Here is a 9,230-nt window from a genome sequence, read left to right on the forward strand (position 1 = left end):
GTAGGCTGAAGAGGATCAATCAGATAATCCGCTGAGAAAGATTTTCTTCTTTACATCTTTGGCATTTTATCAACCAGAAATTCCGGATACCCAGAATGACAGCTGCGATCTGCCCTGGAAGGACTTCGTCCAGAACAACCAGACCCTGGTGTTCTATATGGGGCTGGTGGGCTTGCCCATCATATCCCGGCAGTTGATTGAGCACGGGATGGCTCCGGATATGCCGGTGGCCTTGGTGTCCAAGGGCACGACTCCGGAACAGCACGTGGTGACCGGCACACTGGAGACGATTGTCAGCCGCGTTGATGCCGAACAGGTGAGGGCGCCCACACTGGTAATTATCGGTCAGGTGGTGTCGCTTCGGGATAAACTGGACTGGGTGGCAGGCTTGCCCGGTGGCAGTCTCTGAATTCAGGGAACTCGGGCCCAGATACAAAAACGGGGAGCTGTCAGCTCCCCGTTTTTGTTGATGCTGGTTTTAACCGTCCTTGCGCTTGGGCAGCACATCCTTGAGCTTGTCACGCATCTCGCGGATGGCCTTTTCAGTGGTCGGCCAGTCGATGCAGGCGTCGGTCACGGAAACGCCGTACTTCAGGTCGGCGAGATTTTCCGGAAGAGGCTGGTTGCCCCAGTTGATGTTGCTCTCAACCATCAGGCCCTGAATAGAGGTGTTGCCTTCCAGGATCTGGTGAGTGATGTCCTGCAGCACCAGCGGCTGGATCGCGGGATCCTTGCTGGAGTTGGCATGACTGCAATCCACCATGATGGATTTGCGCAGGCCGGCCTTCTCCAGAGACTGCTCGCACAGTGCCACGCTCACGGAATCGTAGTTGGGCTTGCCGCCACCACCACGGAGCACCACGTGGCCGTAGTTATTGCCCTTGGTCCGGATAATGGCAACCTTGCCTTGCTGGTCGATGCCCAGGAAGCTGTGGGGATGGGAGACGGATTTCATGGCATTCACGGCCACATCGAGGCTGCCGTCGGTGCCGTTCTTGAAACCGATCGCCATGGACAGGCCGCTACTCATCTCCCTGTGGGTCTGGGATTCAGTGGTCCGGGCACCAATGGCGGACCAGGCGATGGTATCCTGCAGGTACTGCGGCGAGATCGGATCCAGGGCTTCAGTTGCAGCCGGCAGGCCGAGCTCGTTGATATCAAGTAGCAGCCGGCGACCGATGTGCAGGCCCTGCTCGATGTCGAAGGTGTCGTTCAGGTGCGGATCGTTGATCAGGCCCTTCCAGCCAACGGTGGTGCGGGGCTTCTCGAAATAGACGCGCATGACGATCAGGAGGGTGTCGCTGACTTCGTCTGCCAGCTTTTTCAGGCGCTGGGCGTAGTCACGGGCGGCTTCCACGTCGTGGATGGAGCAGGGGCCCACAACCACAAACAGGCGGTGGTCCTTGCCGTCCATGATGTCGTAGATGGCCTGACGGCTGTTGGCAACGGTTTCGGCCGCGTTGTCTGACAGTGGCATTTCTTTTTTGAGCGCTTCCGGCGTAATCAGCGTTTCGGTGCTGGCCACATTCAGATCTTCTAGTTTCTTACCCGACATGTTGTTCTGTTTCCCCGGTTCTGATCGACATATCCCTCCGAACTGAGACCGGCTCACAAGAGGAATACCTGGCTAACTTGAATATCGCCCGGAGCCTTGCACGGCAAGCCCCGGCGAGTTGTTTATACTGCGTTATTTGAAGGGCCTTTTCAACGCTTGGAGGCCCTTGCCTGTCGCGGTTTCCGGCAGCCCGGATACAAAAAAACCGGCACCATCGGCGCCGGTTTTTCGGAATTACCCGGGGATCACTCCTCGAGTTCACCCATGCCGGTGATGTTGAATCCGCCATCAACGTACATGATTTCGCCGGTGATACCACTGGCCAGGTCGGAGCTCAGGAAGGCGGCGGCGTTGCCTACTTCCTCGGTGGTCACGTTACGGCGCAGAGGGGCGCGCCTGGCGTTCTCGGCGAGCATACGACGGAAGCTGGCGATGCCGGAGGCAGCCAGGGTCTTGATCGGACCGGCGGAGATGCCGTTCACCCGGATCCCTTCCTTACCGAGGCTCGCGGCCATGTAACGAACGTTGGCTTCCAGGGACGCCTTGGCCAGGCCCATCACGTTGTAGTTCTGCAGCACACGCTCGGCGCCGAGGTAGCTCAGGGTCAACAGAGAGCTGCCCTCGTGCATCATCTTGCGAGCGCCCTTGGCCAGGGCAACAAAGCTGTAGGAGCTGATGTCGTGGGCGATCTTGAAGCCTTCACGGGTGGTGACGTCGACATAATTGCCGTTCAGCTCGTGCGCCGGGGCATAACCGACAGCGTGAATGATGATGTCGATGTTGTCCCAGTGCTTGTTCAGCTCGGTGAAGACGTTCTCGATTTCTTCGTCGCTGGCGACATCGCAGGGGAAGGTCAGCTTGCTGCCCCACTGGTCCGCGAACTTCTCGACGCGGGACTGGAGCTTTTCGTTCTGGTAAGTGAAGGCCAGTTCGGCGCCTTCACGGGCGAAGGATTCAGCGATACCGTAAGCGATCGAGTGTTTGCTGGCTACGCCAACGATCAGTGCTTTCTTGCCACTGAGCATTCCCATGGGTGTGTCTCCCTGTGTTCCTGATTTTCGAGCATTATCCCCGACCGTGCTGCCCGGAGTAACGCTCAATTGGTCGTAGTGGTGAATTCATTGGTGGTCTGGTAGAACAGTGCCGCGCTGAGCAGTTCCTGGGTATACCGCTGTTTCGGTGACCGGAATATGTCAGTAGCATCTCCGTACTCCACGATCTCGCCATGCTGGAGCACCAGCAACTTGTGGCTCAACGCGCGGACCACCGCCAGATCATGACTGATGAAGATATAGCTTAGACCATAACGGGACTGGATATCCCGTAACAGCTGGATAACCTGTTTCTGGACTGTGCGGTCAAGGGCCGAGGTGGGTTCATCGAGAATGATCAGGTCCGGTTGCAGAACCAGGGCCCGGGCAATGGCGATGCGCTGGCGCTGGCCGCCGGAGAATTCGTGCGGGTAACGGTGCCTTGCATCCGGATCCAGCCCGACGTCCTTGAGGGCACGGATCACTTGCTGCTCATGGGTATCCTTGCCATCGGGGTCGTGGATTTCCAGGCCTTCGCCCACGATCTCCGCAATGGACATTCGCGGGCTGAGACTGCCGAAGGGGTCCTGGAAGACAATCTGGATCCGTTTCCGGTAGGGCCGGAATTCTTTCTGGGTAAGGTCCGACAGTTCGTCGCCACCGAGTGTGAATCGTCCGGTACTGGCGGTGAGTTTCAGCAGGGCATGGCCAATGGTGGTTTTGCCGCTGCCACTCTCGCCAACGATACCGAGGGTCTGACCTTTGGGTAGTTCGAAGCTTGCCTGCTGTACCGCGTGGAAATACTCCCGGACCTTGCCGAACAGGGATTTTTTGATCGGAAAGCGCACATCCAGGTCGTTCACGCTGAGCAGGATCTCCCCTTCATCCTGAGCCGGCAACGGCGCTTCGGGGGGCTCGGCGTCGAGAAGCTTCCGGGTATAGCTGTGTTCCGGATTCTCGAACAGCCGGGTTGTTTCCGCTTCCTCCACCAGCCGACCCTGTTCCATCACGACCACCCGCTCAGCATAACGCCGGACAATGCTGAGGTCGTGGGTAATCAGCAGAATAGCCATGCCGAGCTTTTTCTGAAGGCGTTTGAGCAGTTCCAACACCTGCTTCTGGACCGTGACATCCAGGGCGGTGGTGGGCTCATCGGCAATCAGCAGGTCCGGCTCGTTGGCAAGGGCCATGGCAATCATCACCCGCTGTTTCTGACCACCGGAGAGTTGATGCGGGTAGCTCTTGAGCCGGGATTCGGGATTTTTGATGCCGACCAGTTCCAGTAATTCGATCGTCCGTTCCCGCGCCTGGGTATCCCGCATACCCTTGTGCAGCGCGAGGGTTTCGCCGATCTGCTTTTCTACCGTGTGCAAGGGATTGAGCGACGTCATGGGTTCCTGGAAGATCATGCCGATTTCCCGCCCCCGGATCTGGCGCAGCCGTTTGTCACTGGCGCGAAGCAGGTTCTCTCCCCGGAAATGAATTTCCCCGGAAGGATAGCTGGCGTGCCTCGCATCCAGCAGACGCAACACCGAGAGCGCTGAGATGGATTTTCCGGAGCCGCTTTCACCCACCAGGGCAACGGTCTCGCCCTCGCGCACCGAAAAAGACAGGTCCTCCACCACCGGTGGCGCCTGGTCAAACGAGATGGAAAGGTTGCAAATCTGCAGCAGGTCGCTCATATCAACTCTTTCTGGGGTCAAAGGCGTCGCGGACCGCTTCACCCACAAATACCAGCAGCGTCAGCATCACCGAAAGGGACACGAAGGCGGATATGCCAAGCCATGGTGCGTGCAGGTTGGCTTTGCCCTGGGCGATCAGTTCACCCAGAGACGGGGAGCCGGAAGGCAGTCCGAAACCCAGGAAATCCAGGGAGGTGAGGCCGGTGATCGCACCCGTGAGGATGAAGGGCAGGAACGTGAGTGTGGCCACCATGGCATTGGGCAGGATATGCCGGAACATGATCTTGCGGTTTTCCAGCCCCAGCGCCCGGGCGGCCCGGACATACTCGAAATTACGGGCCCGCAGGAATTCTGCACGCACCACATCCACCAGCCCCATCCAGCTGAACAGCAGCATGATACCCAGCAACCACCAGAAATTGGGCTGAACAATACTGGACAGGATGATCAGCAGGTACAGCACCGGCAGCCCGGACCACACCTCGATGAAGCGCTGACCGAGCAGATCCACCTTGCCGCCGTAGTAGCCCTGGATAGCGCCGACCACCACGCCGACAACGCAGCTGGCCAGGGTCAGGGTCAGGCCGAACAGCACCGAAATCCGGAAGCCGTAGATGACCCGCGCGGCCACGTCCCGACCCTGGTCATCGGTGCCGAGCCAGTTCTCCGCGCTGGGGGGTGCGGGTGAGGGGATTTCCAGATCGTAATTGATGGTGTCATAGCTGAAGCGGATGGGCGGCCAGACCATCCAGCCGTTGGCCTTTATCTCCCCGGAGATAAAGGGATCCCGATAGTCGGCCTCGGTGGGGAGGAAGCCACCGAAGGTTTCCTCGGGCACCGACTCCACTACCGGAAAATACAGTTCGTCGTTGTAGGAAATCACCAGCGGCCGGTCGTTGGCGATGACCTCGGCGAGCAGCGACAAACCGAACAAGACGACGAAGACCCACAGTGACCAGTAACCGCGCCGGTTATTCCGGAAGTTGCGAAGGCGGCGTTGCTGGATCGGAGTCAGGGTTTTCATGCTCACGCGCCCTCCCGACTCTCGAAATCGATGCGCGGGTCCACCAGCACGTAGGTGATGTCGCTGACGAGTTTCAGGATCAGCCCCATCAAGGTGAATATGTAGAGGGTACCGAAGATCACCGGGTAATCCCGGTTCAGGGCCGCCTCGAAGCCCAGAAGCCCAAGGCCATCGAGTGAGAAGATGACCTCGATCAGCAGCGAGCCGGTAAAGAACAGGGCGACCAGTACGCCGGGCAGACTTGCGATCACAATCAGCATGGCGTTCCGGAACACATGGCCATACAGAACCTGCTTCTCATCCAGCCCCTTGGCCCGCGCCGTCACCACATACTGCTTGCTGATCTCATCCAGGAACGAGTTCTTGGTAAGTAGGGTGAGAGTGGCAAAGCCGCCAATGACGTTGGCGGTCACCGGCAGTGCCAGGTGCCAGAAGTAATCACCGATCTTTTGATACCAGGTCAGTTCCTCAAAGTTGGAGGAGGTCAGGCCCCGCAGCGGAAACCAGTCGAAATAACTGCCGCCGGCGAAAAGAACGATCAACAGGATCGCAAACAGGAATCCGGGGATGGCGTAGCCGATCACGATGGCCGAGCTGCTCCAGACATCGAAGCGGGAACCATCCGTGACCGCCTTTCGGATGCCCAGGGGTATGGAGATGAAGTAGATGATCAGGGTGGACCAGAGCCCCAGCGAGATCGACACCGGCATTTTGTCCAGGATCAGGTCGATGACGCTGCGTTCCCGGAAGAAGGAATCGCCGAAGTCGAAGGTGGCGTAGTCCCCGAGCATCTTGAAAAAGCGTTCGTGAGGCGGCTTGTCGAAGCCGTACATGACTTCGATTTCTTTCAGGAGCTCTTCGGGGATGCCCCGGGAACTTCGACTGTCACCGGAGCCGGAGGCAACTTCGCCGCCGGTATCGCCACCGGCGGCCCGGGCCAGGGCACTGCTGCCGTGGCCTTCCATCTCGGCAATCAGCTGTTCGACCGGCCCGCCCGGTGCTGCCTGCACGATGACGAAGTTGAGGAGCATGATCCCGATCAGCGTCGGAATGATCAGCGCCAGGCGTCTGAGGATGTAAATGCCCATCTAGCGGAGGATTCCTTCCGTTACTGCTTGGGTCATGGATTCCGGGTCAGGGTTTTACCCACCAGTTGTTCAGGTCGATACCGTTCTTCGGTGTGACCTCCGGGCGCTCCAACTGGCTCCAGTAGGCCACGCGGTCCTTGCGCAGGTGCCAGTGCGGGATCACGTAATGGCCGTGAAGCAGGACACGATCCAGGGCCCGTACACGCTGCACCAGCTCTTCCCGGCTCGGTGCCTGGATGACCATGTTCACCAGCTCATCAACCACGGGGCTCTGGATGCCCATGTAATTTCTGGAGCCGATTACGTCAGCGGTGGAGGAATGCCAGTACTCCCGTTGCTCATTACCGGGTGAGTCGGATTGTGGTAGCACCTGGGTGATCATGTCGTAGTCGAACTCACGCACCCGCTGGATGTACTGGTTGCTGTCCACCAGACGAACCGTCACATCGATGCCGAGCTTGGCGAGGTTGTTCTTGAAGGGCAGCACGATGCGCTCGAAGCTTTTCTGGAACAGGAGAATCTCGAAGGCAAGGGGCTCCCCGGTTTCCGTGTGCACCATCTTGCCGTCCTTGATGGCGTAACCGGCCGAGCGCAGCAACTGCAATGCGGTGCGCAGATTCTCGCGAAGACCCTGCTGACCCTCTGTGGTGGGAGGTGTGTACTCCTCGGTGAAAACATCCTCACTCAACCGGTCCCGGTACTGGTTGAGGATTTCCAGTTCGCGACCCTCGGGCAGGCCATCGGAAGCCAGTTCACTGTTCTCGAAATAGCTGGAGGTGCGGGTGTATTGGCCGAAGAACAGATTCTTGTTGGCCCATTCGAAGTCAAAACCGTAGGCGAGAGCCTCGCGGACCTTCGGATCGCTGAAGATGGACTTCCGGGTGTTGAATACGAAACCCTGCATCCCGGACGGGCGGTGGTGCTCGATGGCTTCCTTGATGACGGAGCCGTCCTCGAACATGGGGCCGGTATAGGCTGTTGCCCAGTTCTTGGCGGAAGATTCCAGGCGAAAATCAAAGTTGCCCGCCTTGAAGGCTTCCAGGGCGACAGTGTCGTCCGTGTAGTAATCGTAGCGGATCTGATCGAAATTGAAGCGACCTTTTCGTACCCCGAGATCTTCGGCCCAGTAGTCGTCTAAGCGTTCGTAGGTGATTGAACGACCCGCCTCGAAATCTCCGACACGATAGGGGCCACTGCCAACGGGAGGTGTAAGGCCGTTCTCCCCGAACTCGCGATCCGCCCAGTAATGAGCCGGTAGAATGGGCATCTGGCCAATAATCAGTGGCAGTTCGCGGTTGGTGGTTTCACCGAAATTGAAGCGCACCCGTCTTGGGCCCTCGATGACAACCTCTTTCACATCGGCGTAATAGTTGCGGTAGAACGGGTGGCCCTTGGTGGTCAGGATCTCGAACGAGAACTTCACATCCTCTGCGGTGATCGGCTCCCCGTCACTGAAGCGGGCCTCCTCGCGCAGGTTGTAGACCACGTAGCTCCGGTCTTCCGGGGTTTCCAGGGATTCGGCAATCAGTCCATAAGCGGAGAAAGGCTCGTCATCCGAAGATTCCAGCAGGGTATCGTAGAGGTAGGTGCTGATGCCTGCTGCCGCGACACCCCGGATATCGAAGGGATTGAACGAGTCAAAGCCGTTCGCGACTACGGCCATCTTCAGGGTCCCGCCCTTGGGCGCGTCCGGGTTGACATAGTCGAAGCTGGAAAACCCCTCCGGGTATTTCGGCTCGCCGTGCATGGCAATGCCGTGCTGCGGTTGGAGGTTCTCCGCTTCGTCGGCGGCCTGGGTTACCGGGGCCGCCAACAGGGTCAGCGATGCAATGAGGGACGTAAGGTACGAGGCTTTCCGTGTTCTTGTCATAGTTCGCTTACGGACTGTTACGAATGTCCACGTAGAGTACCAGACTTTGTCCGGGTTGCAGATAACGTGATTTATTCAGGTCGTTCCAGCTCGCGATGTCATTCACGTTCACCGAGAATCGGTTGGCAATGGCATAGAGAGAATCACCTTTGCGAACCCGGTACCCTACCTTGCGGACCATGGCCTCGCTCCGGGCGCTGTTGGATGCCAGTACCGTGGGCTGACTGGTCTTGGACCAGATCACCAGCTGCTTGCCGGGGATCAGCGGATCGCCCGGTGCCATGCCGTTCCAGGCCGCCACTTCGCGAACAGAGACCCGATGCTCCCTGGCGATATCCCAGAAGGTGTCGCCACGGCGTACGGTGTATTGAACCCGGTTGCCATCGCGCTTGCGTTCCTGTTTGCGCTCCAGGCGCTGGGAGGCACTGAGAGCATAGGCATCCGAACCGCGTGACGCGGACGGGATAAGAAGGTTCTGACCGATACGGATCAGGTCCGAGTTCAGCTTGTTGACCTCCTGGACCACAGAGGGCGTGGTGTTGAACTTTCGAGCAATACTGATCAGGCTGTCGCCGGACCGGACGCTGTAGTTCTGCCAGGACACCCGCTGATCGACGGGGAAGTTTGCCAGTGCGGTGCGGAAACTCTCTGCCTTGTCCACCGGGACGAGCAGGCGGTGTGGCCCTTCAGGGTTGGTCGCCCAGCGGTTGTAGGACGGGTTCAGCAGGTAGATCTCGTCGATATCGACACCGGCGAGTTCGGCCGCCTGGGCCAGGTCCAGTTGTGAGCCGGTCTCGACCACTTCGAAGTAGGGAGTATCCTCAAGCGGCGGCAGGGTAATGCCATAGTCTTCCGGTTTGTCGAAGATCTTGGCGAGGGCAATTAATTTGGGGTATACGGATTTAATGGTTGATGGGGCACCTTCACCCCATCAATCTGATACCACCCTCAGATGGTTGATAGATCGACTCCGTAGTTGA

General features: G+C 58.6%; 7 protein-coding genes and 1 pseudogene. 1 reads left to right on the forward strand and 7 read right to left on the reverse strand.

Annotated elements, in window-relative coordinates; all coding sequences use genetic code 11:
• Positions 1-58: 58 nt before the first annotated feature.
• Entirely contained in the window at positions 59-409 is a 351-nt protein-coding gene (locus DET50_RS19065; RefSeq protein WP_404932759.1) for a uroporphyrinogen-III C-methyltransferase, read from the forward strand.
• A gap of 69 nt (positions 410-478) precedes the next feature.
• On the opposite strand, the gene DET50_RS19070 is transcribed toward DET50_RS19065, so the two are convergent.
• The 7 genes and pseudogenes from DET50_RS19070 to DET50_RS19100 all read right to left on the reverse strand — a co-directional run.
• Positions 479-1,555, reverse strand: coding sequence for a 3-deoxy-7-phosphoheptulonate synthase (locus DET50_RS19070; protein WP_113864280.1), 1,077 nt, complete (start codon positions 1,553-1,555; stop codon positions 479-481).
• 245 nt (positions 1,556-1,800) lie between these two features.
• Positions 1,801-2,586 carry an enoyl-ACP reductase FabI gene (locus DET50_RS19075; RefSeq protein ID WP_113864281.1) on the reverse strand — a complete coding sequence of 262 codons (786 nt, stop codon included), beginning with the start codon at positions 2,584-2,586 and terminating at the stop codon, positions 1,801-1,803.
• 65 nt (positions 2,587-2,651) lie between these two features.
• Positions 2,652-4,268, reverse strand: coding sequence for an ABC transporter ATP-binding protein (locus DET50_RS19080; RefSeq protein ID WP_113864282.1), 1,617 nt, complete (start codon positions 4,266-4,268; stop codon positions 2,652-2,654).
• Position 4,269: 1 nt separating this feature from the next.
• A complete protein-coding gene (locus DET50_RS19085) occupies positions 4,270-5,292 on the reverse strand; it encodes an ABC transporter permease (protein ID WP_113864283.1) in 1,023 nt (340 codons plus the stop codon).
• A gap of 2 nt (positions 5,293-5,294) precedes the next feature.
• Positions 5,295-6,380, reverse strand: coding sequence for a microcin C ABC transporter permease YejB (locus DET50_RS19090; protein ID WP_113864284.1), 1,086 nt, complete (start codon positions 6,378-6,380; stop codon positions 5,295-5,297).
• A 46-nt stretch (positions 6,381-6,426) separates the two neighbouring features.
• A complete protein-coding gene (locus DET50_RS19095) occupies positions 6,427-8,250 on the reverse strand; it encodes an extracellular solute-binding protein (protein ID WP_113864285.1) in 1,824 nt (607 codons plus the stop codon).
• A gap of 7 nt (positions 8,251-8,257) precedes the next feature.
• Positions 8,258-9,145: pseudogene (locus DET50_RS19100) on the reverse strand (LysM peptidoglycan-binding domain-containing protein); the annotation flags it as partial.
• Positions 9,146-9,230 lie beyond the last annotated feature (85 nt).

Origin of the sequence: Marinobacter pelagius, from assembly GCF_003315345.1 — a bacterium.
Classification (GTDB): Bacteria; Pseudomonadota; Gammaproteobacteria; order Pseudomonadales; family Oleiphilaceae; genus Marinobacter; species Marinobacter pelagius_A.

Bases quoted from the DNA above. Each gene is read 5' to 3' on its own strand.
- DET50_RS19070 (WP_113864280.1), bottom strand. From the start codon at position 1,555: ATGTCGGGTAAGAAACTAGAAGATCTGAATGTGGCCAGCACCGAAACG.
- DET50_RS19075 (WP_113864281.1), bottom strand. From the start codon at position 2,586: ATGGGAATGCTCAGTGGCAAGAAAGCACTGATCGTTGGCGTAGCCAGC.
- DET50_RS19080 (WP_113864282.1), bottom strand. From the start codon at position 4,268: ATGAGCGACCTGCTGCAGATTTGCAACCTTTCCATCTCGTTTGACCAG.
- DET50_RS19085 (WP_113864283.1), bottom strand. From the start codon at position 5,292: ATGAAAACCCTGACTCCGATCCAGCAACGCCGCCTTCGCAACTTCCGG.
- DET50_RS19090 (WP_113864284.1), bottom strand. From the start codon at position 6,380: ATGGGCATTTACATCCTCAGACGCCTGGCGCTGATCATTCCGACGCTG.
- DET50_RS19095 (WP_113864285.1), bottom strand. From the start codon at position 8,250: ATGACAAGAACACGGAAAGCCTCGTACCTTACGTCCCTCATTGCATCG.